Origin of the sequence: Paenibacillus sp. Root444D2 (assembly GCF_001426375.1) — a bacterium.
In the GTDB taxonomy this organism is placed as follows: domain Bacteria; phylum Bacillota; class Bacilli; order Paenibacillales; family NBRC-103111; genus Paenibacillus_E.
Window position 1 is genome coordinate 622780 of sequence record NZ_LMEO01000045.1, and the last position, 26838, is coordinate 649617.

Below are 26838 nucleotides of genomic sequence, written 5' to 3' on the forward strand. Positions count from 1 at the left end.
GTTGCTAGATTTTAGGGTTGGTGCGTTGGGAACACTATGTGTGTAGTCTGAAAATATGAAGAGCCCGCTTCTCGATAGGAAGCAGGCTCTTCTTTTACTAGGTTTTTTATAAAATCGGATTACTTCTGAAACATCGCTCGCGCAAACGCTGCTTCGAACAATGCTGTTACTTCAAAACGACGCTATTGGGCCTACTGAGGCTGAGGCCGCTTTATTGAAAATCGTTCTCCGAGCTTCGAATAGAAATCTCCTGCGAGCCTACTTACTGGCTGAAGTTTATTAGGATCAATCCGGCCTTCCTGATATAAAGATTCATGAATATGGAAGTGAACGATGCGCCCGATCAATAGATCGCAATCTGGCATTGCTGTATTCCCTCCAAGAGGTATCGCCTGCTCGAGGACACACTCCATTCTAATCTTGGCTTCAGCTACACCTGGAACATCAATTGCTGTACTAGGAACAGGAGTTAATCGGGCCCATTCGACTTCACTTTCGTGTGACGGCAGGTTGACCGCCGTTTGATTGACGGCCTCAATATTGGACTCATCTGAGATGTGAACGACAAACGCTCCCTTTTCTATCGCATTTCTTGAGGTGTCTTTCTGTTTGCCCTGTTGCCGTTGTACGGAAATCGAGAGCATGGGAGGATTCGATGTAACGATATTAAAATAGCTGAAAGGGGCAGCATTCAGTATACCGTCTGTCGATAGAGTCGTCACAAACGCAATCGGCCGAGGAAGAATGCTCCCGCTTAGCAGCTTATAATTGTCCCGTTCCGTTTGATTGTTGGGATTGATCGATATCAATGTTACCCTTCTTCCACATATAAAGTATGAGAACAGGTTAGGAATAGAAATGCTTTTTGAACCATTGAGCTGCCGCTTTGGCTTCTTGGTGCGTTAGCTGATGACCCGCATGTTCCCAGTGTATTTCAACGGAAGAGCCTGCACCTTCCAAAAGCGACTGCAGTTCTCTGGTTTCTTGTTGAGAAGAGATCGGATCATTCGTTCCGGCACCAATAAATATAGGGATTTGAGCTAATTCGGGAAGTATTATACCCCGACGAGGAACCATAGGATGGAATAGAATCGCACCTCTTAATGCATTCTTACAATGAAACAAGAGGCTCCCTGCAATGTTCGCACCGTTAGAATACCCTACGGCCACGACATTCTGGCGGTCGAATTCATATTGGTTCGCTGCTTGATCAATGAATCCGTTCAACTCTTCCGTTCGAAACAAAAGGTCCTCCTCGTCAAACACACCCTCAGCCAATCTCCTGAAAAATCGAGCCATGCCATTCTCCTGAACGTTGCCTCTGATACTTAGAGCATTGGAGTCCGGGGCGATCCTTTGAGCAATCGGCAATAAATCGTATTCCGTCCCGCCCGTACCATGTAATAAAAGAAGCGTCGGCAGCTTCGGACTTGAGCCTTTTCGAAAAATATATTTCATGGCTTGAACGACTCCAATTCACGCACTTGAATGGGAGGCAAGTTCTTTTCAATTTCACCACGATTGCTTTCGAACCATTCTGGCAGCATTAAGGCCTCACCTAAGTGATCTTGAGGTTCATCCTTAGCAAAACCTGGCGGGTCTGTCGCGATTTCAAACAAGATGCCGCCTTCTTCCCTAAAATAAATGGCATGGAAATACTGCCGATCAATGATCGGTGTAGGGTGGAAGCCGCTATTCTCAACATGGCTTCTCCATGCTTCGTGGTCTTCATAATCCTTTGCGCGCCATGCAATATGATGAACCGTACCAGCTCCACTTATGCCCCACTCCATTGCCGCAATGTTTACGTCAATAACATTACCAACACTCCCTGTCGATCTATAGCGAATAAAATCCCCTTCTTGGTTCACCTTTTGAAGACCCAAGACTTGCTCTAGGACATTCATCGTTTTTAAGGGTGCGGTACTATACAGGACAGCGCCGCCAAAACCTTTGATAGCTTTATCAATTGAAACACCACCGAACGACCACTGACTCAAATCCCCTTCCTCGCGCTCCACAATTTCTAGCTGTAAGCCATCTGGATCTGAAAATGTTAAGTAATTCTCATCAAACCTCGTCTTCAAAGAATAAGGAACATGAAAGCTTTCAAGGCGCTCTTTCCAAAAATCGAGTGCACCTAAAGGAATGACATATGTTGTTACACCTACCTGCCCTCCGCCAATACGCCCTTTATGACCTTCATAGGGAAAGAATGTAATTATGGTGCCTGGACTGCCTGCTTCATTACCGAAATATAAATGGTAAACTTCCGGAGCGTCAAAGTTGATCGTTTTTTTTACAAGTCTCAGACCTAGTACCCCTGCATAAAAGTCCACATTTTTTTGGGCATTTTTTACAAAAGCCGTTATATGGTGGATCCCATCTGTATGTTTTTCCATTTTGCAAACACTCCTCGCATGATCTTTTAATTGTTTATGTTTTATCATATTGAAATTATTATTCATGAACAATTCCATTATTTCTATATCATGTATAGTCATTAGCTATATTTTCAAGGGCGAAGCTAATATAAGCAATATCTATATGAGATATAGTCAGATTCATATTGATAGTTGCCTATCAGTGCTTATAAGATAAAGTTGAATAAACTTCCAATTGAAAGAAGTTTAAGTTTTAGGATAATTCCCGGCCGGATGAATTGTTCTTTATCACATTAACAAGGGGGAAATTCTATGGGAGTACGTTTTTTAAAAATGGCAGTCGTTTATATTTTGATTGGTATTTGCATCGGTATTTACATGGGTACAACACTTAACTTTGCATTAACAAGCGTACATGCTCATGCAAATCTTTTCGGGTGGGCAACATTGGCTCTTTGCGGATTTACCTATCTTCGATTTCCCAAAGCAGCAGAATCGCCTCTAGCGAAGTGGCACTTCTGGTTGCAAGGCATCGGCCTGCCCATCATGCTTATTACCCTCACTTTAATGGCCCATGGCTACGCTCCAGATTGGATTACCACGTTAAAGCGTATCGGTGAAGCAGTAGCTGGAACCGGTATCTTGATATTTGCGGTCAATGTTTTTACTAACGTAAAAGCAATGGACATTCATAATAACCATACGCATGATGTTTCCATGTAATACTCAGATATGTTCTTAAGCGGTGGTATGCCTGCTGGAATCCTCAAAGGGGATGATGCTCAAAAAGTAGCCGTTTGGTTAGCTGAACATAAATAATCCGATTAAAAAATCTGAAGAACAAGGGGGTAGGATCTTGGTTAATGAACCGTTGTCCAACTCGTCAAATTTCTCATTCATTACCGTCGTCCTTTTCTGGTGTAGTTTAGTTGTAGTATCTTGTGTGTATTTAACGATCCCGTTAATAACGGTTTTTGCAGACGTATTCAAGGTGTCGTCTTCTCAAGCTGCTTGGGCTGGCAGTGCCTTTTCGTTTGCTTTTGCAGGTGGAGGTCTGTTCTTTGGCGTTTTATCCGATCGTTTTGGGCGAAAAAAAATGATGTTGTCAGGGTTACTATTGCTAACTGTAATAACTCCTCTAATCGGAAGTGTCAGCAGCTTTTCTTGGCTTGTTGCCCTCAGGGCCATCCAGGGATTAGCAGCATCCATGTTCCCTCCGTCTGTCTTGGCCTACGCCATGGAAATGTTTCCGATAAAAAGAAGAATAACCATTATTGGGTTCATCAGTACGGCATTTTTAATGGCAAGTATCGTTGGACAAATATATAGCAGCTATATTGTTTTATTCTTTAATTGGTCTTATATTTTCTATATTCTTTTTGCGGTGTATTTAATATCCTTTATCTTGATTACCTTTTTTGTTCCAAACGATAAAACACAACAACCAGATGGCAGCTTTCTTTCTGCCTTTTTGCGAATAGGCTATATATTTAAAAGGAAGAGTTTACCTCTTTGCTACATCATTTCTGCTACGCTCTTTATTTCGCTTGTTGGTTTTTTCACGACACTTGGAAGTTATTTAAACAGTTCGCTCTTCGGATTAAGTCACCAAGATATTCTATGGGTCCGTGCGGTTGGTATTATCGGAATGCTTGTAGCACCGTTTGATGGAAAATTGGTTGCGAAAATGGGAGTCAAAAACGTTTTATGGTGTGGATTGATCTTTGGTGGAATCGGCTTGGGATTGTTAGGCCTCTGGCCTAACCTCATTTTTTTAGTTTCGATGAGCGTCGTGTTTATTATTGGAATTTCTATGGCTCTTCCCGCATTGATCTCACTAATTGGTCAAATTGCTGGGGAGATCCGGGCGATCGCGGTTTCGTTCCACATGTTTATGGTGTTCATAGGTGCATCACTTGGGCCGATTCTTTCGATTTATCTAATCAATCACGGAGGCTATTTACTCTCTTTTGAGGTATTAGCTGGATTGTTAGGTTTGAGCTTGATTGTCCCCTTGTTTATTCGTTTAGAAGAACCACGCAGTTACTCAGCATCATCCCAAAACGAGACCTACGCGAAATCAGCGAAATGATTCGGGATCGTATCCGGTAAATCCGGTTCACCAAGGCTCATCGTTGTACTCATTTATTACTTTGGAGGTTTGTACATGGAAGCTCAAAATGGCCATTTAACAACAAGTTGGGGCGCTCCTGTTGGAGATAACCAGAACTCCTTGACTGCCGGCTCACGCGGTCCAACCCTTATTCAAGACGTCCACCTTCTGGAAAAGCTTGCCCATTTCAACCGGGAACGCGTCCCCGAACGTGTTGTGCATGCCAAAGGTGCCGGCGCACACGGATATTTTGAAGTAACCAACGATGTTTCCACCTATACAAAGGCCCGCTTTTTGTCTGAGGTTGGCAAACGTACACCGATTTTTATACGCTTCTCCACGGTAGCAGGTGAACTGGGATCGGCAGATACCGTACGTGACCCGCGTGGCTTTGCTGTAAAATTTTATACGGAAGAAGGAAACTATGATTTGGTGGGCAATAACACGCCTGTCTTCTTCATTCGGGATGCCATTAAATTTCCAGATTTCATTCATACCCAGAAACGCCACCCTCAAACTCATCTAAAAAACCCCAATGCTGTTTGGGATTTCTGGTCCTTGTCTCCCGAATCCTTGCATCAAGTCACTATCTTGATGTCCGATCGTGGTATTCCTGCGACTCTCCGTCATATGCATGGCTTCGGAAGCCATACGTTTAAGTGGGTCAATGCGGACGGACAAGGCATTTGGGTCAAATATCACTTTAAAACGGAACAAGGCGTGAAGAACCTGAATGTCGAGCTGGCCGCCAAGCTGGCCGGTGAAAACCCAGATTATCATATCGAAGATTTATTTAACGCCATTGACAAAGGTGACTTCCCCGCATGGAAGTTGTATGTACAAATGATGCCGATGGAAGATGCCAAGACCTATCGTTTCGATCCTTTCGATGTAACGAAAGTGTGGTCGCAGAAAGATTACCCTCTTATCGAGGTTGGACGCATGGTCCTCAACCGAAACCCGGACAATTATTTTGCCGAAGTAGAGCAAGCAACCTTCTCCCCCGGAGCGTTCGTATCCGGTATTGAGGCTTCTCCGGATAAAATGCTTCAAGGCCGTTTATTCGCCTATGCCGATGCCCATCGTTATCGGGTCGGCACGAACCATCATACACTGCCTATCAATAAACCTATCGTAGAAGTGAATAACAACCAGCGAGACGGACAGATGCGTTCCGATCGTAATGGGGGAAACACGATATACTATGAACCAAACAGTTATGGCGGAGCTGCCGAAGCGGAAACATACAAGACAGCCCCGTTTGAGATAACCGGTTCGGCCGATAGCGTCCCATATGACCAGGATGATCATTACACGCAAGCCGGCGACCTGTATCGATTGCTTAGTGTAGAAGAACGCGGGCGATTAGTATATAACATAGTAAATGCTATGAAGCCGGTGGAGAAAGATGAAATCAAACTCCGCCAAATCTCTCACTTCTTTCAAGCAGATCCCGAATGGGGGCAAGCGATCGCCAAGGGGCTTGGTTTGAGAGTTCCACAACTGACTTAATACGATCCGTCAAAAAGAGAGCAGTTCACACAGCAAATGATAGCTGGAGAACTGCTCTTTTTTTTGCTGAAGGAATTCTCAATTGCACTAGCCAGCTCATCACCTCAATGACAATAGTTCAAACTTATACTTTCTCACATTATAAAAAGAAGACCTTCAAGAAAGGTAGCTTTTTAAGGCTGCTCTCTTTTCAGGTCTTCCAGTAATCCATTATTCTTTGGAAAAATAATAATTATCCTAAGTACGATTTCAACATCCATACATGCTTTTCCAGGGAGCTATGAATGGCCAAAAGCATATCCCCAGTTGTCTCATCGCCTTCACGGTCTGCAATACTCATACCCTCTTTAAGCTCACCCACAATGATCCCAAAATCAGCAACAAGCGTGCGGACCATCTCATTTGCATTTTCATTGCCTGCTGCATCTTTTAATGTCGTTTTTTCGATAATTTCATGAAGTGTCGCTACCGGACTACCGCCTAATGCCAGCAGACGCTCGGCAAGATTGTCCACATGAAGTGCAGCTTCCGTATAAAGTTCTTCGAACTTCAAATGCAAAGTGAAGAACTGCGCCCCTTTAACATACCAGTGATAGTTATGAAGTTTGGTGAACAACAGACTCCAGTTAGCGATCTGGGTGTTAAGCACTTCCGTTAGTTTCTCTGTCATCAAAAAGCTCCTTTCGAATTTAGCAACATTTCCAACTATAAGCTTAGGCTATACGAAATATAGACAGATCGATATTGATCTTTTAATCTAAGCTCGAGGAGCGCTTTCAAACTTACCTTTATGAGTCAAATCGCAGAACGGTTTTTGACTGGATAAACCACACCGGCAAAGAATAAAACTTTCCTTGGTCTCAAAACGGTTGCCCACCGCATCCACCATTTCTACTTTGCCTGTAATACGCAATGGCCCATTATCGTTTACTTTGATCGTAACTTCAGACATGATGATCTCGCCCCTATTGGATTATTTTGGTGAAACAAACTTAGAAAACGAAGCAATCCAGGTCACAAAAGCCACTGCCATGGTGATGGTTGCATCCATGATGACGGTGCGCCTTTTGAGGTGCCTTAACTCCCGCTCCGCCTCCTCCGTAATTTGATCCATTGTAGTAGCCTCCAAAGATATTATGCGGAGACCAGTCTGGACTTGCTTGGGGTGCTGGCGGCGACAAGGACTGAAATTCGTTCGTACCATAGACAATCTTGCCTCCTACAACAGTGAAGACAGCTTCAATTTTTTTAATAGCTTCTTCGGAGACAAGAAAGAAGTTGTCAGAAAGAATTGAAAAATCGGCATATTGACCTTCTTTAATTTGCCCTTTCACATCTTCCTCTTTTGAGAACCATGCATTTCCTGCCGTATACATGCGAAGCGCTTCATGCCTCTCTACACGATTGGAAGCAGGGTATAAGACTAGCCCGCCAAGTGTCTTACCCGTTACTAACCAGTATAAGGCAACCCAAGGATTATAACTAGCTACTCTGGTTGCATCTGTCCCTACCCCAACACGTAATCCAGCTTTAATCATCTTGGTGATCGGAGGCGCATTTTCTGCTGCTTCGGCCCCGTATCGATCGACGAAATATTCACCTTGAAAAGCCATTCGGCTTTGAACAGCGATCGAACCGCCTAATGCGACGACGCGCTCCAAATCCTTCTCCTGAATCGTTTCCGCATGGTCCAGAATCCAGCGCAAGTCTTTGAACGGAACCTCTTTATTCACGCGCTCAAATACATCGAGAAAACGTGTAATGGATTCTCCATATGTAGCATGAAGACGAAATGGCCAACGTTGTTGAACAAGGTGCTGGGTAACTCCAAAGAGATCATCTTCAAGTACAGCTGGAAGTTCGGGACGAGGTTCAACAAAATCTTCAAAGTCTGCTGCGCTATAAACAAGCATTTCACCTGCTCCGTTATGACGATAGTAGGAGCTACCTGTATACGGCTGCGTTGTAGCGGTCCATGCTTTAAAATCACTTAGTTCATTCTTGGGATGCTGGGTGAATAAATTATACGCCGTGCGAACCGTAATTTCTCCACGTTTATCAAGCTCATCAAATACCTGATAATCGTCAGGGTAGTTTTGAAAGCCCCCACCAGCGTCAATAACACTTGTGACTCCGAATCGATTCAATTCCCTCATAAACAATCGGGTTGAATTGATTTGATCCTCGTATGAAAGCTTCGGTCCTTTCGCTAATGTCGCATACAAAATAGTAGCATTAGGTCTAGCGATGAGCATTCCTGTCGGATTTCCCTGGCTATCCCGTTGGATTTCTCCACCTGGCGGATTGGGCGTATCTTTCGTATATCCGATGACTCGCAAGGCTGCTTTATTTAAAAAAGCCTGACGGTAAAGATTGAGAATAAATACCGGTGTATGCGGAGCAATTCGATTAATTTCATCCAAAGTTGGCATTCGGCGTTCCGCGAATTGGAATTCTGTCCAACCGCCAACAACACGAACCCAGTGAGGTGCTGGCGTACGATCCACCTGCTTTTTCAGCATCCGCAAGGCATCCGCAACGGATGGCACGCCATCCCATCGAAGCTCGAGATTATAATTGAGACCGCCTCGAATGAGATGAATATGAGAATCGTTCAAACCTGGTATCAACATTCGCTGATTTGCGTCCACAACCTGCGTGGTAGGCCCAACATATTTCATGACTTCGGCATCGTCCCCCACCGCCAGAAATTGGCCGCCTTTAACTGCAACTGCTGTGGCTGATGGATTAGCGTCGTCCATCGTCACGATACGGGCATTATGAATGACTAGATTTGCTTCAACAATCGTTGGTTTCTCAGACATGATTTTGTTCTCCTTTGTTATTTATTAGGAACTAAGTTTACTTCAACAATCGTCGGCTTCTCAGACATGATTTTGTTCTCCTTTGTCATTTAAGAGGTGTTATTTGCGGCTTAACCAAAGTTGTATCCAAGGCATCAAACGTTGTCCTAAAAACATTCCTAAGAGACCAAGTAATCCCAAAAAAGGCGGCGCCGGAGAAGGGATCTTCAGCGATTGAAAAACAACGCCAATGATGATACCTGTAGCTAAAGCGAGAAGCATTGAACCCCACATACTAACTTTCCTCCTTCAATCCAGTCATTAATGATGTTCTTTGTTCGTAGATAGGAAAGTATAAGTTTTATACTTTTGCTTCGCATCTACCTTGACAAACGCGCTCGTCCTAGAAGGACGACGGAGTCGTTTATCCTTGAATCATTTATCTTCTATTTAAGTTTATAAGTCAGGATTCTTTCTATCAATAAGGCTTTCTCTATACCAGTCATAGGAATCACTTATACATTATTTTTATTTTTTCTTTATAATCTATAGTTTTTGCCTATGGGATTTATAGAAAAATGAAGATTGTTCATCCGTTTACATTTCAATAGACTTGTTATATGCAGCAGGTTCAGGTTCTCATATTTGTGGATCTGTTGTAATCATAAATAGAAAGTAGGGATTTTTACATGTTTAATGACAAGTCCGATTTACTAACTGCTGAGAACTCCGCTATTATTCTAGTAGACCATCAGCCTCAAATGCTTTTTGGTGTACAAAGCGCCGATCGCCAAACGATTATTAACAATACGGTTGGACTGGCTAAAACAGCTAAAGTTTTCAATGCGCCAATTATTCTTACAACGGTTGCTGCTGAATCGTTTTCTGGCCCTATTCATCCGCACATTCAAGCTGTATTTCCTGATCAAAAGCCGATTGACCGAACAACAATGAACTCTTGGGAAGACGAAAACTTCGTGGAAGCAGTGAAGAAAACAGGTCGCAAGAAGCTGATTATGGCAGCACTGTGGACAGAAGTTTGTCTTGCTTTCCCTGCAATTTCAGCCATTAATGATGGATATGAAGTATACATCGTAACGGATGCTTCAGGCGGGACGACGACGGAAGCGCATAACATGTCCGTTCAACGCATGATTCAAGCAGGAGCCATTCCCGTGACTTGGCTATCTGTACTTCTTGAGTATCAGCGCGATTGGGCGCGTCAAGAAACGTATGATGCCGTTCTGGAGATTGCTGTGCAACACAGTGGCGCCTACGGTGCAGGTGTTGTTTATGCTCAAACAATGTTTGGGGGCCACGGAGGGTAACCTATTCATCCAAAAAGGATAGTCAATTAATTTTGACTGTCTCAGCTTAACCAAACCAATTCGAGAGGAATTATGAAAATGGCTAAATTAACAGTAGGAACAGAAAACGGGCAACCCATTGAATTATATTTTGAGGATCTTGGCGCAGGCAAACCTGTCGTATTAATCCATGGCTGGCCGCTGAGCGGGCGCTCGTGGGAGAGTCAAGTTCCAGCACTTATCGATGCAGGTTACCGCGTGATTACATATGACCGCCGTGGGTTCGGACAATCCTCCCAACCATGGACCGGTTATGACTATGATACGTTTGCAGCAGATCTCCATAAGCTAATCGAAAATCTGGATCTTAAGGACGTGACGCTGGTCGGATTTTCGATGGGTGGCGGAGAGGTTGCTCGTTACGTTGGTACATATGGAACAAGTCGTGTCAAAAAAGCTGTGTTGGCTGCTGCAGTTCCACCGTTCTTCTACAAATCCGATGAGCATCCGGAAGGTGGACTGGATGAAGGCACCATTCAGGGCTTCCAAGACGGTTTGAAAAAAGACCGCATCGCCTTCCTTGACGGCTTCACTCACAATTTCTTTAAAGCAGGGGATAGAACCGACCTGGTCAGCGAGTCCTTCCGCGTTTACAACCTTGATATTGCTACTTACGCTTCGCCAAAGGGGACGCTGGATTGCGTTGCTGCCTTCGGCCGGACGGATTTCCGTAGCGATTTGGCGAAATTTGATATTCCATTGCTTGTTATCCATGGCGATTCCGATGTAATTGTGTCTCTTGAAGTAAGCGGTCAACTTTCCTACGAAGCTGTTCCAGGCAGTCAACTCGTTGTAATTGAAGGTGGACCGCATGGCCTGAACGCGACTCACCCAGAACAATTCAATACCGCTTTGATTAACTTCCTTAAAAACTAAATGAATGAAAAGACACCGGGCATCACAAGAGTGTAGACTCTTGTGATGCCCGGCGTCTGGTTTTATGGATTTATTATAATCTTACTTGCTTTTAATAAAAATTCTTTCATATAGTTAATTGATATTCCACTATGGAACCTTCTAATTTCAAATAATGTCCATTCTTCAATATGTTTTATTTTTGCTAAATAAGTTCGGTTTCCTTTGTGTTGTTCATTCAAAAAAAGATTATACGCATCAATTTTCTCTTGAGCATCACCTTCCATTATTTGTTTAATACTTTTTTCATAGAAGATACTTGTCGTATCCGCCCATGATATTAGTTCGCTTCGGGGCGTTGTTGAACACCGGATTTCCTCTTTACCTTTATAATAAAAGGTATTGTCATTTATATCATATTCAGACGAAAAGAGAAGATCTAATAAGCTCCAAAAGTATTCTGCCTCCTGTTTAATATCCCATCTTGAACTATATTTAGGATGCAGCGTAACATGAGTAGAAATAAACCCCGCATAAAGTAAATTTAAATCATTAATTTTCTTAAAGGAACTGGGAATTAGATTTTCACTTCCTACAAAAGTAACAGCTTCATCCGTTAGTATAATTTGTTTAATATCAGTGATTTTTTCTTTTTTAAAGTTAATGAATGTATCTGTCGAAGAACTAAATTTATCTGTTAATAAAATCTCTCCTTTTAGATTTGTGTTTTTTTCTTTAAAGTCTATTAACAAATGACTTACAACTTCCTCAAAAACTTGAAAACCATCTATTATTTCATCAAAACTATCCAATGTGTAAGGAGGAGATACGACTTCTATTAAGGCATTGGAGTATTCAGGGTGAATCTCCCAGCCTTTGCTAAACAAATAACCCACTTTTTTCACTAGATTTTCATGAATATCCGACATAGACTTTATTTTATTTATAATCTGTTGTGATGCTAATAAGTAACTTACGAAGTCACGTTCTTTATAAACTATTGCATATTCTTTTTCGATTCCAAACTCAAACTTGTCTGGAACAATTTTCAATGTTATTCCCTCCTGATGTTTATTGAGCTATAGATTTTCGTTAGCATAATGCGCATTTAGACTGCTCCAAGTTGGTTTGAAAATCTCTATATTTCATCTTTGGCAGCAGCTATCTCTTCTGCCTTTCGAACTTCACTGAAAAAATGTTCTAACTCATGCTTAGCAACTTCACGTATAAACCCAAGTTCTTCACCAAATAGCTCCGGAGTCCATGTACGGCCGAAGGAAGCATGGACCACTTCATCTGCCCAATCGTAATCCTGGAACTGCGTCATTAATGGATGCTTCACTTGATCTCTGCAGAATTCATATTCCCCTACTTTCCCCGGTCGCTTCATCGCCCCTTCTTCGATTCCAATACTTAGCCACGCGTATTGCGCACTCGGGATTTTTTCTATATTGATATCATAATCAGACGTATATTGCGGGCGTGAACGCCAATTCAACCCTTCAGCCTCCAGTGCTGCTTGACCAAACAACGCATGGCGAACCTCATCCCACAAGTGCCTTGCTAAGTCCCGATAGAATGCCCACGGCATTCCTTTTTGTGACCATAACACAGCCGCAATCAGTTCCGCCGCCGTCATCTCTTCCTGACGTACTCTCATCATACCGACAAGTCTGTCCTCATTCGGCTTCTCGAATTTCATTCCCATGCTTGTACGGTAAAGGGTTGTTTCACCCATACCTGCTTCTCGTTGCGATTTTTTGGGCAATTGATAGACCTGGAATGATCTCATACGTTCTGGTATTTCAGAAGACCTTTTCATTTCATTGCTCATTCCACCTGCTGCAAGGATGCATCGCTTTAATAACGTACACAGTTCTACTGAACCAGCCTCTTCCCACTCCCCCTCGTTCTTCAGGTGAGCTATTACCGCTTCCCCCCAATTTACTTGTTCCTCCAGATCGAGAAGGATTGAGCGTAATATACGAATAGTCGGTTGATCTACAATTTGTTGTGTACGTTGTATATGGCTCCTATAGGCTTCAATAAGCGCTGGTTTAATCACTGTATACACGCCAGCTAACCATTCAGAATCTGTACGAGCATGAAGAATTTCGTCCATAAGCAGCGTTAAAGCTGGATCTGGTTCCTGCCCGACGTTAGCAAGAGGCGTACGCAGATGGCTCACGCGAGTACGAAGCTGATCCGCTGCTTCTGCATCCTCATAAATGTGTCGTCCCATCGCAGTTTTGATATCCCAGTTATGTCGTGCAGGCAGCTGAGCTGCACTTATAAACATAAGACGCTCATGAATAAACCTATATCTCTGCAGTATCTTAGCGTTAGCATCAACTCCAAAAGCACCTATTGAATGTGGATTAGCAATTCCTGTAAATGAAATTCCCAACTTTATTCCCTCCTATAACGAGCGCTGAATAATTTTATTTTCTCTTAATATGAATTCGTTTACAATAGATTAAGAAAGGATTTCAATGGATTTATTTGATCAGAAGGGGTGCCTCCAATTGAATGAAAAACTGCCTACTTTACACTACTGCGGTGACTTTATTGTTCGACGTAACTGGAAGCTGGGACCACGTATTTTAGACGATAACGAGCTGGTGTTTTTCCCTCAGGGAAATGGAACCATCTACCGAAATGGAGATCAAGTTTATACATTGAATCAGCCCAGTTGGGTCCTTACAAAGGCAGGGGAAACTCACAGCTATCATTTCGGGGAGACTGCAGCTACTCGTCATCTTTTTATGCATTTCAGTGGTGGTGAATGGTTTGCGCCTACGCTTTTTAGTACGATGTGTTGTGATGTAATACCGGTTAGGGAAGGTGGACTACCTTCGGCTATAATCAGCGAGATCCTCCACATCGCTCATGATGAGAAAGATACCAATCGATGCAATATCTTAATATCAGCTCTGCTTAGCGAACTTGAATACTTGGGCAATAAAAGCAAAAACACTTCAATCCCCTCTATGAAATATTTAAATAATAAAAAAGAGGTCGTATCCGACCCCTCCTATCCGCTCGTGGTGAGCAAAGCATTAACCTATATTCGTAATAGGCTCCTTGAGCCTATCACAGTAGCCGAGATTGCAGTCCATTGCCAGATATCTCATGAACACCTGACTAGAGTCTTCGTACGTGTCATCGGAATTCCTTTGCGTCAAATGATCATTCAACTGCGGCTAGAACGCGCTTCTCATATGCTTCGTCATAGTACATTAAGCATTAAAGAAATCGCCTCGCAGTGTGGATATGCTGAGAATCATTATTTTTCACGAGCTTTTACCGCCTATTACGGTATGACAGCGACAGAATACCGCCAAGAATACGCTGACCCGCGTGTCCAACACATCGTTCCTGACGAACGATTGGAAGAAAATTATCCGATTAATGTTTATTTTCACATTAACCCTTAATACCCGTCATTGAAATACCCTCGATAATATTTCGCTGGAGAACAAGATAAACGAGCAGTACGGGCATGACGGCAATTGCAGAACCGGACATCATTAAAGTCCAGTCAGTCACATAGAGTCCCTTAAACGTACTAAGCATCAAAGGTACGGTGAAGTTGTCGGTTGAACTCAGGAAAATGACGGGCTTAAAAAAACTGTTCCAATTTCCCAAGAATGAAACGATCGCTAACGAAGCTAGAGCTGGACGAATGAGGGGAACCATGATACGCCAGTAAATCTTCCACATGTTCGCACCATCAACATAGGCTGCTTCTGATAAATCACGTGGGATACCCATAAAAAACTGCCTTAATAAAAATACACCAAAAGCACTGAACAAAGCATCCGGAACAATGAGCGATAAATGCGTATCGAGCCAACCCAGATTTTTTAAAATGATGTACAGTGGAACAATCGTAACTTGTTCGGGAACCATCAACATGGAAAGAAACAGGATAAAGAGAACATTACGAAACGGAAAATCAATTTTAGCAAATGAAAAAGCGGCCATCGAACATGTTAACAATTGACTCAGTACCACAATCACAGAAATATAAGCACTGTTTATGTATGCCTTATCAAATGGCATAGCTGTTAGAGATCGGCTAATATTTTCCCATCTCCATGGATTCGGAAATAAGGTCGGCGGCACTTGAAAGATCTGGGCTAAGTCTTTTAACCCGCTGAATGCCATCCATAAAAACGGGCCAAACATGACTACAGAGGCTAGAATTAACAGAATATGCAGAATGATGGTTGAAACTTTACTACCAATTTGGTTGCTCTTTCGTTTATTGGGTACTGTTCCTGCTGGAACTAATTTCTGATATACCGTTTTCATGCGAAATCCTCCTTAATCCGCGTAATGAACCCATTTGCGTGAAATATAGGTCTGTGCAATGGTGAAAGTCAAAATGATAACAAAAAGCATAGTAGCCGCTGCCGCACTGCGTCCGAATTGAAAGTTTTTGAAAGCTAGCTCGTACAAATGATACACAATCGTATAACTAGCTTTAGCAGGGCCACCGCTCGTCATTACGAAAGCCGTATCAAAGATTTTAAACGAGTCAATAATGCCAATAATGGTAACAAATAAGGTAGTTGGCGACAAAAGGGGCACAGTAATTTTCCAGAATTGCTGTGACCTTGATGCACCATCGATCATGGAAGCCTCATAGTAATCTCTGGATATTCCTTGTAAACCAGCCAGAAAAATGATCATGTTAAAACCTAATTTTTGCCAAATGCTCACAATCGCCAAGGATGGCAGGACGAGGTCCAGGTTGGTCAACCATTGTGGACCCTTAATGCCGAACAAGCTATGCAGCAGAAAATTGATGATACCGAAGTCACCATTGAGCAGCCACATCCATACAATCGCGACAGCGACAGAACTTGTAACTACTGGCATGAAGAAAAACAACCGATACATAACACGATATCTCACTTTGTTCAAAGCTACAGCGACCAATATCGCAAGAAAAATACCCATTGGGACTGTTAATAAGGAATAATAAAGGGTATTCACTAGTGCCTTCTGGAAATCAGGATTATGAAAGGCGTAACTGAAATTATTAAATCCAATAAAAGTCGCAGGCTGAAATCCATCCCAATCTAATGTACTTAAAACAAAGGTTGTGATCAGAGGGATAAGTGAAAAGGAAAGCAGTCCGATTAATTGTGGGGCAATAAAGAAATACCCCCAGAATGTATTAGAACGTTTACGGTTCATGCAAGTCCTCCCATTTAAATGTTTCAAAAAAATAAAAAGGAGGGACGGAATACAAACATCCTTCCCTCCTCACATTACCGTACATGCATCCTATTTTTTCGCTTTTACTTCGTCGATCTTCTTATTAACACCTTCGCTCATTTTCTTTAATGTCGTCTGAGCATCCTGTTTGCCTAGCAACAAGAGGTCGTAGTTATCTTTCACAATATCGGAAGCTCCAGGAACACCTGATTCGGAAGGCCATAGGGCATAACCAATCTCACGAGCGTCGAGGAAATATTGAGCATGTGCCGGCTGTGCATTCTTATCCAATACGAGATCATCTACACCGCTAATCGAAGGAACTGCATTTCCCCCTTTAAGACGGAAGTTTTGACCATCCTTGGAAACAAAGTAAGATAGAAACTCATAAGTCTCTTTAGCATGAGCTGTCTTTTTGTTCATAACCATGTACGCTGTTGGAATGCCAGCTGGTTCCATTTTTTTGCCAGTGTTAGTTGGCAGTGGGACAATGTCGTATTTTAAAGAAGTGTTTGCATTAAACTGCGGAACCCACCAACGACCAGCAATTCCAAATCCGACTTGGTTCGACATGAACATAGCATCTGGGCCTTGTCCTTTCGGAAGTGAACCTGAGAATACGAAGTTTTTGTTCTTTGTGTTTTCCGCAAGATATTGGAATGCTTCTACTGTTTTCGGATCTTGATCTCCAATGAATTTGCCATCCTGAGGCTTATCGTAAACTTTACCTCCGTTTAACGTTGCCCATGAATAGACCGGGGATGACCAATCTTCAAGTACAAGACCATATTTATTTTTAGACTTTAGCTGTTCCGTTAACTCTTGTAGCTTCTTCCAATTCCACTGCCCTGATTCGTACAATTTCTGTGGATCGTCGGTGATACCCGCTTCAGTCAATACTGTCTTGTTGTAGTACATGACTAACGGATTACAGTCAACGGTAACTCCATATATTTTATCGCCTTTCTTCGAACCGCCCCATAATCCTTCAGCAAAATCCTCGGCTTTGATTGGGCCATTGCCTACTTTCATCAATGGTGTCAATTCTTCGATTGAACCGTTACTAATGAGTTTAACGACAGTTTGATCTCCAGCATAAAATGCGTCTGGCGCCGTACCACCTTGCAGTTGAGTAATGATCTTCTCTTCGTAGCCATCGTTCGGCACGGCTACCAGCTCCCATTTCACATTCGGATGATCTTTGTTATACTGATCTGTCAGTTCGTAAAAGCGCTTTAACTCTCCCGGATTCCCCCAAGTACTCCACTTTAATTTGATAACCTCTCCATTTCCAGCCTTAGGCGCTGGTCCCTTCGTTGCATCTGCTGTATTGCCGCCTGCCGGTGCAGAAGAGCTGCATGCAGAAACAATCATCGTAAGCATCAGGGCGGAGCTGGTTGTTAACCCCCATGTTTTTTTGTTTACCATTCTTCCAATCGACTCCTCTCACATAATTAGTTATCTCACCACTGGAATAAATTGGACTGCTATGAGTTAAACATATTTTAAATTACGATGATAGCGTTTTCAATGAACTTTCCCGAATAGTAGATGGATTTTTTTGATCTAGTATCTATTATTTTTCACATCCTATTATCGTCGTATTTTGCCGATAAATGCGGAATTCTCACTTGTTATCATTCGACAAAATCTGTGAAAACAATGTCAAAAAATTTAAACTTAAGAATATGAAATTGATTTATACTCCATTTACAATGGAACTTTGACTTTTAAACATTATAAAAAGGAGCTCTATCACATATTCTATCTCAAAGAAAACAAAAAAAACGGAACCCCTTGTTTGGAGTTCCGGTCTTATTAGATCACACCATGAGGGTAAGGGATAAATGGTTTATTCGGTTAAAATAGCAACTGTCTATTGATTTACTCTTGCGAGTGCCGTATTGTAAATCGTTTCAATTTCAGTTGCGCCCTTTTCTTTGCATTGTTTAATAAAACGATCCCACTCATTCAATGCTCCATCATTGATAATGAATCTATCCATATTCAGCGTTAAATGCGCATCTAATTGTGTACGGAGCTGTTTAAGCTTTTCTCGTTCTTCTTTATTAAATGGAGGATCGTTGACTTCTCTGAAATTAATTCCATCTGCCAGATCCTTGATTGCCTTGTCAGACCACTTAATTAGTTCCGGTGCAGAAGAAGGAACAAGAGGGTGGTCGTCAGAATGAAGTGCTAAGCCAAGGTAACCGGTTCCAAGTGCAGATTGCATCGCCCGGAATGGATCTTGTTTATCCTTAAACTTCGCTTGCGTCGCTTCAGAAATCTTATATTCGCCACCAGCTAGTGTATAATCAACGTTCTCTACACCAAAGCTTGTCAGATTTGTTCCCTCGTCTCCATACATCCAATCTATAAACTTGATAACTTCTTCAGGATTCTTCACCTTTGAGCTTATTGCGTACATTTCACCAAGATGATCAAGTTGATATATGTTGTTGCGTTTAACCCCATTGCTACTAGCCATGACAGGTAACAATTCGAACTTGGCATCAGGCTCTTTAGCCTGGAGTGCTTTATTAAAGTTTACACCGAAACCATTGTTATCTTGGTAAAAAAAAGATTTTCCAGTGCTTAATTTTTCCACCCATGTTTGTGAGGTTGCTACGGAATAATCCGGATCAAGAAGTTTTTCTTTATAGAGCTTATGTAGATAGGTAATTGCATCTTTAAATTCAGGTGAATAAGGACCAAATTTATATTGCTTTGTAGCCTGCTCATAATAAACCTTAGTACCTGTAATATTGGTATATCCGCTACCAAAACCGAAAGCAATTGGATTGATCAAATTTTCTGTTCCCGTTTTACCATTTGCTGCACGGCTAGTAAAAGGATAAGAGACTGGATAAGCATCTTTAAGCTTCTTGAGTACTTGATAGAGTTCTTCATAGGTCGTTGGGGTTTTTAAGTTAAGCTTTGTCAATAGATCTACACGAATCATCGGAAGCTGACCAGACTGCAAGCTCCATTTGGTAAGGAGCGGAAAGCCATATAACTTGCCATCGACTTTTGTCTTGTTGATCTCAGGCTTCTGCCCAATTAGTTTTTGGAAATTCGGCATTTTATCCAGATACGGTGTGAGGTCTAGGAAAATATTCAAATCAGCGTAGTTCGAAAGATCATTTTGATTAACCATGATCACATCGGGGATAGAGTTTGTAGCAATTAGCGTTTTCTTCTTATCCTCATAATTACTTTGTGGAACACTTTGTAATTCAAGCTTCACATTTTTTCTTTTTTTAATTTCTTGAACAATGATCGAATTTACATCTAACGCTTGCGAAGAATGCTCATATCTCATCCATGAAAGCGTTATGTGTTTGGCAGGAACTGGTGATACTTTTGACGCCGTAACATTTGGCTTGACTGGGCTACTACAACCTGCCAATAAACTTCCCAGTAAGGCGAGTGAACAATAGACGGTTAACTTTCCTTTTTTTTTAATAACCATGTTGTTCCTCCTTAATAAATCAGGATTTGTTACATTTACAGCCTATTTCTGCTTCACTCCATGGCTACTACGATATTCATTCGGCGAAATGCCTTCATACTTTTTGAACAAACGCAGAAAGGTTGTACGGCTGAATATGCCAATCTGATCGGCGATTTCACTAATTTTCAAATCTGTATGCGCTAACAATTCTCTCGCTTTGGCAATCCGAATAAGACTGATATAGTCCGAAATATTCGTCCCAGTCGACTCTTTAAACATTCTTGACACATACTTGGCGGACAGTCCTATTTCGTTTGCAATCACTTCGAGATACAGGTCCTTTTCATAATGCTTCTCAATATAATCGGTTATGAGTGAGACAACCGCACCCGATTTGCTTTCAGGTTTATATAACGTCCTAGTGATAATTTTATCGTAAAATTCAAAGATATTTTTCAATCTTCCATCAAACTCACTTGGTAAGAGCTCCTTTTGACTCAAAAAAGCATGTTCATTCGTATCAAGAAAATCATAAACACTAAGTCGCTTTTCCGTAATATAGCGATTACCCGTATTGTAGAACTCCACAAGCAAAGCCCCGAGATAGTGATAAGAGACACCCCTTGCTTTATTCAAGCCAATAATTCCTTCCAGCTCTACCTTCAGGCCACCCATGTCACCTGATTTCAAACCATTTACTATTTTGTTCTCATCTAGAAATGAATAATAGTAGTTTTGGTCGATAACAAAATGAGTCGCATCTAAAATGACCATCTTGGATGAGTCCGTCCGTTTATCTATGGCTGTAATAGCATCACTATAAGATTTCGAATAATCATCGATCTTATCGTATTTTTTTCCTAAACCAATAATTAATTCGCAATAAATCATGTCATAGGCAAAGGTCAGTTTAATCATCTCTAAAGCTTGGTCTAATTGCCCACGGTCTTCCTCACTCTTCAAATTAACCATGCAAACATATAAGTAAGGCTCATATTCTGTCAAATAACAATTCACGTACTTCTTCATAATGCCCCAAAGCACATTCTTCATCTTTTCCAAAATCAATAATCGGTCTGCTTCCACAATCTCATGATAAAATCTATCCCTAAAATGAATCATGAAGCAGCAGCATAAATAACTCCCTGTGTGAAAATCAATTTCATTTAAGATTTGATTAACGGAATAAGGCTGTGCCCCTCGATATCCTTTAATTAAATTCGTGAAAAACTGTTCGAGAATTTCATCAGAAAATGTATTGATTTTAATATTGTCATCTCTATGCTGCTGTATCAATTGATTAACGCTATTTCCGATTCTTTGAAGTTCGCTGCTGTGGTGAGTATCATTGTTCCATTCATCCGCTTTTTCAGTTTTTTGTAAAATATCTCTTATATTTTTGATCGGATTATATAAGCGAACACTAAATATGAAAGAAAAAGCTACACCAATAATAAGTAAACTAATGCATATCCAGATAATCAAACTAAAAATACTTGCAGACTCCTGGTTAAACGAGTTCACAGGGGTGATAGAAAAATACTTCCACCCAAAATCGGACGTGGTTTGTGCCAGCCAGTTCTGTTCTTGACCAATCCGAATCGCCCCGTTACTTCGCTCCTCCGATGAAGCTCCAGCAATGATTTCTTCTTTCGCCTTCTGATCTAACTCGCTGCTTTGCAAAATGATCTGATTATTTTTATCCAGTACAAGATATTGGGTAGTCGAGAAAATCGAGTTGTTTTGCAACGTAACCACGATCGTAGGAATGGAAATTGTCGTCACCATCGTTGCCAAATGCCCATTCAAATATTGTGTCGTAATACTCGGGATAACCTCTCGGTAAGAATTCATATCAGCGTTGACCACTTTGGTAGGCTTCAATAATTCGAATAAGCTGCTTTGGTGTAAGCGTTGACGCCAGAAATCTTTATTGTACTCATCAAATTTATAAAATTTGTCAAAGAAAATGTCAAAATTAACGATGCCATCACTTAAATAAACGCGTTTATCATCTACAAAAATAAAAATATTATCTACAAAATGGCTGATTGGATTGCGGTTACCCGCAATTGATCTCACAATCGATGGCATTTTAATTTTCTCATCATCCGTAAGTAATGAATCCGGTCGTAAATATTGCTGAATCGTCTCACTAAGTAGCAAGCTGTTATTGGTTGCCTGCGCCATACTTAAATAAATATCAATTGTTTTGGAGGATGAAATCAAATTATCAGTAAGCTTCTCGGAGGCATCCTTCTTAATTAAATGATCTGCGTTAAAATAAGAGATGATTCCAATAATGACAATTGGAATTAATAATGAGATGAAATATAGCAGAATCTTAAAGAATAGCCTGTTCTTATTCAATGATTGCTTCAGATGCTTCCAATTCAAGTTCGCCCCCCCCCCTCCTGTTCCCACAAATCCCAAATCATGTATTGGCTGAGGAACTTTGTAACAATTATTATCATCTATGTATTATTCGGATCTTTCTATATGAAATCCTCCCGCTATACATGAACGTTTTCTTTTACTAGCTGCTCCGCCGCGCTGCTGTTGTCGTTATTAAATCATCCCTGCAAGGAATCAGGAAACCGACTAAGCACGAAATAAGGCCACATAAAATCGCCTACTGCGTAGAGTGACTTCATGTGGCCTTCATTTTTCTATTTTTGCCTGAATGGATAACCTAGGTCATTCCACTGTGTTGGACGTTCTACGTTACCGAACTGGATCTCTGTTAATTCTTAATCGCAACAGCTGAGAATTGCTTAGATAACTCCTTGGAAAGACGGTATAGCTGATCGACTTCCGCTTTATTAGTGGCTGTAAAGTCATCCTGATTCCTCGCACGCGAGCGATAATTCGAACTGATTCCTTCCTTCATCTGATAATATTTAGCGTTTATCGGATACAACTGCCGCTCAATAAATGAAGCTACACTCAGTAAATCACTTAAACGCTGCGCTTCTTCAGGCTGCTTCTCCCAATTATGTAGAAGCCATGCATACAGGTCCGGATGAAAGTTAGCCATGACTCCACTGTAACCATCAACGCCAAGCTTCAATGTTTCCAGAAGCGTAGCTGTATTGGCGTTGTAAAGCTTTAATGAAGTTCCTTTAATCGCTTCCAGCTTTTCTTTGATCATCTCCACATCACAAGAAGTATCCTTCAAGAAGAAAAATCTTCCGGTATCCGCACACCATTTCAAAACAGATGGTGATAATAAACGCTTATATGGAAATGGACATTCATAGATACCAAACGCAATATGATCCGGCAGCTGTTCAATTAGCTTCTGAGCGTTAGCCTTCCACACGTCATCAGACTCATCTGCTCCTGCCAATCGGTTCGAAATCAGGATTACGGCCTCAACGCCAGTTTCTGACATCGCTGTCAATTCTCGAGCCTGGTCTTCAAGCGAGTCGGAAATGTGCCCCGAGGCGATGACGGGAACTCGTCCCGCTGCCTTCTCCACGACAAAAGCGGCAAGCTTCACACGCTCTTCCAAACTCAAAAAGAACATTTCGCTAGACTGGCATACAGCAAATAAACCGTCAACCTTGTTTTGAATAAACCATTCAACCATACGTCCCATCGCATCAAAATCAATTTCTTCAGACTCCTTGTATAAGGTAATCATGGTTGGCCATACGCCGTTAGGGTTATTAATCTTCATTTGACATCTCTCTCTCATTGATATTATTTTTCATTTCCAAAAAATTCACTTCCATGATGGGGTCGTGCTGTTCTGCAGGTATAAAAAACGTTTTAATTTCACACTTGCCAAAGGTACTTCGCCAACTGCGATTTAAGACTAGAATGCATAGATTTGTCTCCGCTTCTCTTCCGTAAGTTTCATTACAGCGTAGAATCCAGCCATTCCCGTCTTCCGCTGGTTTAAAGGCCACAGCTACCACATTTTCAGCAGAAATCACAATTCCCTCGGAAACTTGCGGTAAATGACCTTCGTGGTACGTTTCCCATACCTGCTGCAGCGGAGTATGCAATTCGTATGCCTTTCGTACAACGCCGCTATCCTGCCACGATCCGGCATGAGGCGAGAGTAGGTAGATAAACTCCTGCACACCCTGATCCATATATTCCAATTGTTCATCACGTTCGCCAAAATGATCTGCATAAATCGGACTTCGAACGACAGTCATCCTTAATTCATTGTCTAGAACATCGTAAGCGTATTTGGTATCGTTGATCAGAGAAAGTCCGAATACTGCTGACGGTTCAATGCCCTCCGCTGTACGAGGTTCATTACCCGATACATTTACCCACATTTGTCCCGGTACCTCGTTTCCATTCGCCGGTCGTTCAATGAACCCGTACGGAATTTCAAACACGGCACGAGGTTGCTCGACATTTACAGGAAAGGCAAGCTTAAGCATCTTATGCTGCTCTCTCCAATCCAGCCTTACCTTGACATGCAGGTTGGAACTGTCATGTAATAAGCTGATATCCTGACGAAGAACAGATTTTCCGAAATGACTAATTACCCGAATCGTCGCCCGCAGAGGCCCTGTTTCAAGCACTTGCAACTCTGCGTTACAAAAGCATCCCCATTCATCACGATAGTGTGTCAGACCGTGTCCCCATGTATCACTGTGGCTCTCATCCAAGACGATTGGCACCGCTCCGTCTCCAGTCAGTACTTCTCTAAAACCATGAAGCTTGTCAATGACATGTCGGATATATCCTGTATCTGGATCGAGCTCAACGAATAGCTTATTATTCTCTAAGAGGCACCCCTCAGCCCGAGCGGCCCCTATCGGCTCCATCGGCTCGCAAGCTTTATCTCGGTATACCCAATAGACCTGATATCCGAAAGCCGGGATTCGCCCCATAATTAACGTATCCCATTTATCAATGGTATTTGTCCGAGATGCCCTGATCGTTTGAATGGGCAATGGATTGCCTGCAGCATCAGTCACACCAGCCAGCTTCTTGTTAATTCCAATTGGTGCCTCCACTCCCCACGATAATGGGTTAAAAACCACAAGAGGTGAACCCAGATCATCTTGCTCCCAAAGCTGCCAGTCCTTCTCCTTGCTTAAGGATTTCACGCCTGGTTTCATTGTATTAATCGACCAGGAAATCTTTTGAAGAGCAGCGTTTATCGCTTTTGCTCCAATACTTAACGCTTCACCATAAAATTCCTGAACATCGTCGAAAGCTTCCTTTATACTGCAGCCGCCCATAATATCATGGAAATGATTGAACATGACATTTTCCCAAGCCCGATGAAGTGCTTCTGACGGATACGGTAAAGCAAGTGTCAAATTGGCAAGTGTAGAAAATTTCTCGGCTGTCAGCATCCTGTGCTCCACTCGGCGGTTAGTGGCCTTTGATTCCGAGTGTGTGGAGTAACAACCGACGGCATGCATCTGCATTTCATCTTTAATCACAGGGATATCCGGATCCAACTTCCTCATTTCTGTAAAATAATGATTAGGAGAGCTTAACTGAATGTCATCCAGTCCAGGTCGCTTTTGGATCTCATGGATGAGCTTAAGGTTCTCAATTGTCGGCCCTCCGCCATGATTACCAACGCCAAAGAAAGACATAAAAGCATGACCGCTTGCTACGGCCATATTTCTGTGGCTTATTATCTTATCTTCCATGCCATTACTCGCCCAATTGCCATAGCTGTCCGCGAGCCTAAATGTCATAACACGGCTGCCATCTTCCGATACCCACCAGAATAAATCGTGCGGCAATGTCTTCTCATGTGCCCCAGGACGCATGAAAACGTAGTAATCCATGCCACCTTGCTTCAATAACTGTGGCATCATGCCATGGTGACCGAAAGAATCAACATTGTAGCCCACCCGCGCCATGACACCGAATTTCTCCATAAAATACCGTTGTCCATATAAGCTATGCCTAGCAAATGATTCGCCCGATGGCAAATTGCAATCCGGTTGTATCCACCAACCGCCTGTAATGACCCAACGTCCTTCGGCTACATGCTGCTTAATTTCGGCAAACATCTCGGGAGCATTCTCTTCAACCCATTTGTAATAAGACGCGCAGGCACACGTAAATACAAAATCAGGGAACTCATTCAATCGATCCAAAGCAGAACGAAAAGTCGCTTTGATCTCTGCGTACCCCTCCTGCCAACGCCATAACCAAACCGGATCCAAATGGGCATTTCCGATTAAATGAAGCTTCATTTCAACAGTCATGTTATCCCCCTTCACGCATTATGATAATTTGATCTTTCTAACCTTTTACAGATCCCAGCATGGCTCCTTGCACAAAATATTTTTGCACAAACGGGTAAATGACAAGCACGGGCAAGATGGCCACGAAGACACATGCATATTTAATATTTTCCGTCATGACGGCCAGCCCCGCTTCGGCTGCACCAAGCTGTGCGGATTGTGTAGCCATATCTCCCGAAATGACGATATTACGTAAAATGATTTGCATCGGGTACAAATTCTTCTCATTTAAGTAAATGAGTGCAGGAAAGAAGCTGTTCCAGTGAGCCACCGCGTAAAAGAGAAACATTGTGGCCATGACAGGCAAGGAAAGCGGCAGCACAATTTTTGTGAAAACTCTAAATTCTCCGGCGCCGTCCATGATCGCAGACTCGTGGAGCGCTTCTGGAATATCTTCAAAAAATGTTCTCATCAAGATCATATTGAAAACATTGATCGCAGTCGGAATTAATATGGCCCAAATCGTATTGACCATTCCTAACGCATGAACCACCATATAGCGCGGGATGAGACCACCGTCGAAGAACATGGTGAACACAACAAACAAAGCAAGAAATGAGCGCCCATACATATGCTTACGCGACAAAGGGTATGCACAAAGAGCCGTCATCGCCAGATTAATCAGCACACCGGCGGACGTATAAAAAAAGGTATTTCCGTAAGAGCGCACAATGGCAGGATCATTAAAAATAACGCTATATGCTTTAAAATTAATATCTATAGGTCGCCAAAACACTTCACCGCTGCTAACCGATGACCCGGAGCTAATCGATATGATTCCCATATAATAAAGCGGATACAGGGTAATAAAGATCATAGCCAGCATAAAAATTATGTTAATCGTATCGAAATAAGAAAAGTTACGACTTCGCATCTTC

Annotated in this window: 23 protein-coding genes; 6 read left to right on the forward strand and 17 right to left on the reverse strand. The window is 42.1% G+C overall.

What is annotated here, in order from left to right; genetic code table 11:
* Window positions 1-191: 191 nt before the first annotated feature.
* From ASD40_RS24195 to ASD40_RS24205, 3 genes are read right to left on the reverse strand one after another with little or no spacing between them, the layout of a single operon-like run.
* Complete coding sequence (locus ASD40_RS24195) at window positions 192-809, reverse strand: flavin reductase family protein (protein ID WP_057305699.1); 618 nt, start codon at window positions 807-809, stop codon at window positions 192-194.
* A 37-nt stretch (window positions 810-846) separates the two neighbouring features.
* Window positions 847-1458, reverse strand: coding sequence for an alpha/beta hydrolase (locus ASD40_RS24200; RefSeq protein WP_057305700.1), 612 nt, complete (start codon window positions 1456-1458; stop codon window positions 847-849).
* The gene (locus tag ASD40_RS24205; protein ID WP_057305701.1) at window positions 1455-2402 is read right to left on the reverse strand and encodes a ring-cleaving dioxygenase; all 948 of its coding nucleotides are present in this window, start codon (window positions 2400-2402) and stop codon (window positions 1455-1457) included. Before ASD40_RS24205 ends, ASD40_RS24200 begins: the two co-directional genes overlap by 4 nt.
* Window positions 2403-2696: 294 nt before the next feature.
* Between ASD40_RS24205 and ASD40_RS24210 the strand changes: the two genes are divergently transcribed.
* From ASD40_RS24210 to katA, 3 genes are all read left to right on the forward strand, one after another.
* Complete coding sequence (locus tag ASD40_RS24210) at window positions 2697-3107, forward strand: hypothetical protein (protein ID WP_057305702.1); 411 nt, start codon at window positions 2697-2699, stop codon at window positions 3105-3107.
* A 133-nt stretch (window positions 3108-3240) separates the two neighbouring features.
* Window positions 3241-4476, forward strand: coding sequence for an MFS transporter (locus tag ASD40_RS24215; protein WP_057305703.1), 1236 nt, complete (start codon window positions 3241-3243; stop codon window positions 4474-4476).
* A 75-nt stretch (window positions 4477-4551) separates the two neighbouring features.
* Window positions 4552-6009: a catalase KatA gene (gene katA / locus ASD40_RS24220; protein ID WP_057305704.1), complete on the forward strand. Its 1458-nt coding sequence runs from the start codon at window positions 4552-4554 to the stop codon at window positions 6007-6009.
* A gap of 232 nt (window positions 6010-6241) precedes the next feature.
* Here the strand turns inward: katA and ASD40_RS24225 are convergent, their stop codons facing one another.
* The 4 genes from ASD40_RS24225 to ASD40_RS36645 all read right to left on the reverse strand — a co-directional run bounded on the left by ASD40_RS24225 (window position 6242) and on the right by ASD40_RS36645 (window position 9107).
* Window positions 6242-6679, reverse strand: a complete 438-nt coding sequence (locus ASD40_RS24225; protein ID WP_057305705.1) for a Dps family protein — start codon at window positions 6677-6679, stop codon at window positions 6242-6244.
* Between the two features lie 87 nt (window positions 6680-6766).
* On the reverse strand, window positions 6767-6961 hold the full coding sequence (locus tag ASD40_RS24230; protein ID WP_057305706.1) for a CDGSH iron-sulfur domain-containing protein: 195 nt from the start codon (window positions 6959-6961) through the stop codon (window positions 6767-6769).
* Between the two features lie 40 nt (window positions 6962-7001).
* Window positions 7002-8834 carry an amidohydrolase gene (locus tag ASD40_RS24235; RefSeq protein WP_057305707.1) on the reverse strand — a complete coding sequence of 611 codons (1833 nt, stop codon included), beginning with the start codon at window positions 8832-8834 and terminating at the stop codon, window positions 7002-7004.
* Between the two features lie 99 nt (window positions 8835-8933).
* Complete coding sequence (locus tag ASD40_RS36645; protein WP_082562415.1) at window positions 8934-9107, reverse strand: DUF1427 family protein; 174 nt, start codon at window positions 9105-9107, stop codon at window positions 8934-8936.
* Between the two features lie 395 nt (window positions 9108-9502).
* Here ASD40_RS36645 and ASD40_RS24240 point away from each other — a divergent pair, with 395 nt between their 5' ends.
* The gene (locus tag ASD40_RS24240; RefSeq protein ID WP_057305708.1) at window positions 9503-10141 is read left to right on the forward strand and encodes a hydrolase; all 639 of its coding nucleotides are present in this window, start codon (window positions 9503-9505) and stop codon (window positions 10139-10141) included.
* Between the two features lie 78 nt (window positions 10142-10219).
* Entirely contained in the window at window positions 10220-11056 is an 837-nt protein-coding gene (locus ASD40_RS24245; protein ID WP_057305709.1) for an alpha/beta fold hydrolase, read from the forward strand.
* 62 nt (window positions 11057-11118) lie between these two features.
* Here the strand turns inward: ASD40_RS24245 and ASD40_RS24250 are convergent, their stop codons facing one another.
* Both ASD40_RS24250 and ASD40_RS24255 read right to left on the reverse strand, forming a co-directional pair.
* The gene (locus ASD40_RS24250) at window positions 11119-12087 is read right to left on the reverse strand and encodes a hypothetical protein (protein ID WP_057305710.1); all 969 of its coding nucleotides are present in this window, start codon (window positions 12085-12087) and stop codon (window positions 11119-11121) included.
* An 86-nt stretch (window positions 12088-12173) separates the two neighbouring features.
* Complete coding sequence (locus ASD40_RS24255) at window positions 12174-13442, reverse strand: hypothetical protein (protein WP_057305711.1); 1269 nt, start codon at window positions 13440-13442, stop codon at window positions 12174-12176.
* Window positions 13443-13560: 118 nt separating this feature from the next.
* On the opposite strand from ASD40_RS24255, the gene ASD40_RS24260 reads away from it, so the two are divergent.
* A complete protein-coding gene (locus tag ASD40_RS24260) occupies window positions 13561-14472 on the forward strand; it encodes a helix-turn-helix domain-containing protein (protein WP_162251301.1) in 912 nt (303 codons plus the stop codon).
* Here ASD40_RS24260 and ASD40_RS24265 read toward each other — a convergent pair.
* The 8 genes from ASD40_RS24265 to ASD40_RS24300 all read right to left on the reverse strand — a co-directional run bounded on the left by ASD40_RS24265 (window position 14462) and on the right by ASD40_RS24300 (window position 26834).
* Window positions 14462-15352, reverse strand: coding sequence for a carbohydrate ABC transporter permease (locus ASD40_RS24265; protein WP_082562416.1), 891 nt, complete (start codon window positions 15350-15352; stop codon window positions 14462-14464). The two genes, ASD40_RS24260 and ASD40_RS24265, sit on opposite strands and share 11 nt — an antisense overlap.
* A 12-nt stretch (window positions 15353-15364) precedes the next feature.
* Window positions 15365-16243 carry a carbohydrate ABC transporter permease gene (locus ASD40_RS24270; RefSeq protein ID WP_057305713.1) on the reverse strand — a complete coding sequence of 293 codons (879 nt, stop codon included), beginning with the start codon at window positions 16241-16243 and terminating at the stop codon, window positions 15365-15367.
* 90 nt (window positions 16244-16333) lie between these two features.
* Window positions 16334-17692, reverse strand: a complete 1359-nt coding sequence (locus tag ASD40_RS24275) for an ABC transporter substrate-binding protein (protein ID WP_057305714.1) — start codon at window positions 17690-17692, stop codon at window positions 16334-16336.
* A gap of 448 nt (window positions 17693-18140) precedes the next feature.
* Window positions 18141-19736, reverse strand: a complete 1596-nt coding sequence (locus ASD40_RS24280; protein ID WP_057305715.1) for an extracellular solute-binding protein — start codon at window positions 19734-19736, stop codon at window positions 18141-18143.
* Window positions 19737-19778: 42 nt separating this feature from the next.
* On the reverse strand, window positions 19779-22115 hold the full coding sequence (locus ASD40_RS24285; protein ID WP_057305716.1) for a helix-turn-helix transcriptional regulator: 2337 nt from the start codon (window positions 22113-22115) through the stop codon (window positions 19779-19781).
* Window positions 22116-22461: 346 nt separating this feature from the next.
* Window positions 22462-23400: a dihydrodipicolinate synthase family protein gene (locus ASD40_RS24290; protein ID WP_057305717.1), complete on the reverse strand. Its 939-nt coding sequence runs from the start codon at window positions 23398-23400 to the stop codon at window positions 22462-22464.
* A complete protein-coding gene (locus ASD40_RS24295; RefSeq protein WP_057305718.1) occupies window positions 23390-25921 on the reverse strand; it encodes an alpha-mannosidase in 2532 nt (843 codons plus the stop codon). The genes ASD40_RS24290 and ASD40_RS24295 overlap by 11 nt, the downstream gene beginning before the upstream one ends.
* A 37-nt stretch (window positions 25922-25958) precedes the next feature.
* Complete coding sequence (locus ASD40_RS24300; protein ID WP_057305719.1) at window positions 25959-26834, reverse strand: carbohydrate ABC transporter permease; 876 nt, start codon at window positions 26832-26834, stop codon at window positions 25959-25961.
* Between the last annotated feature and the right edge of the window lie 4 nt (window positions 26835-26838).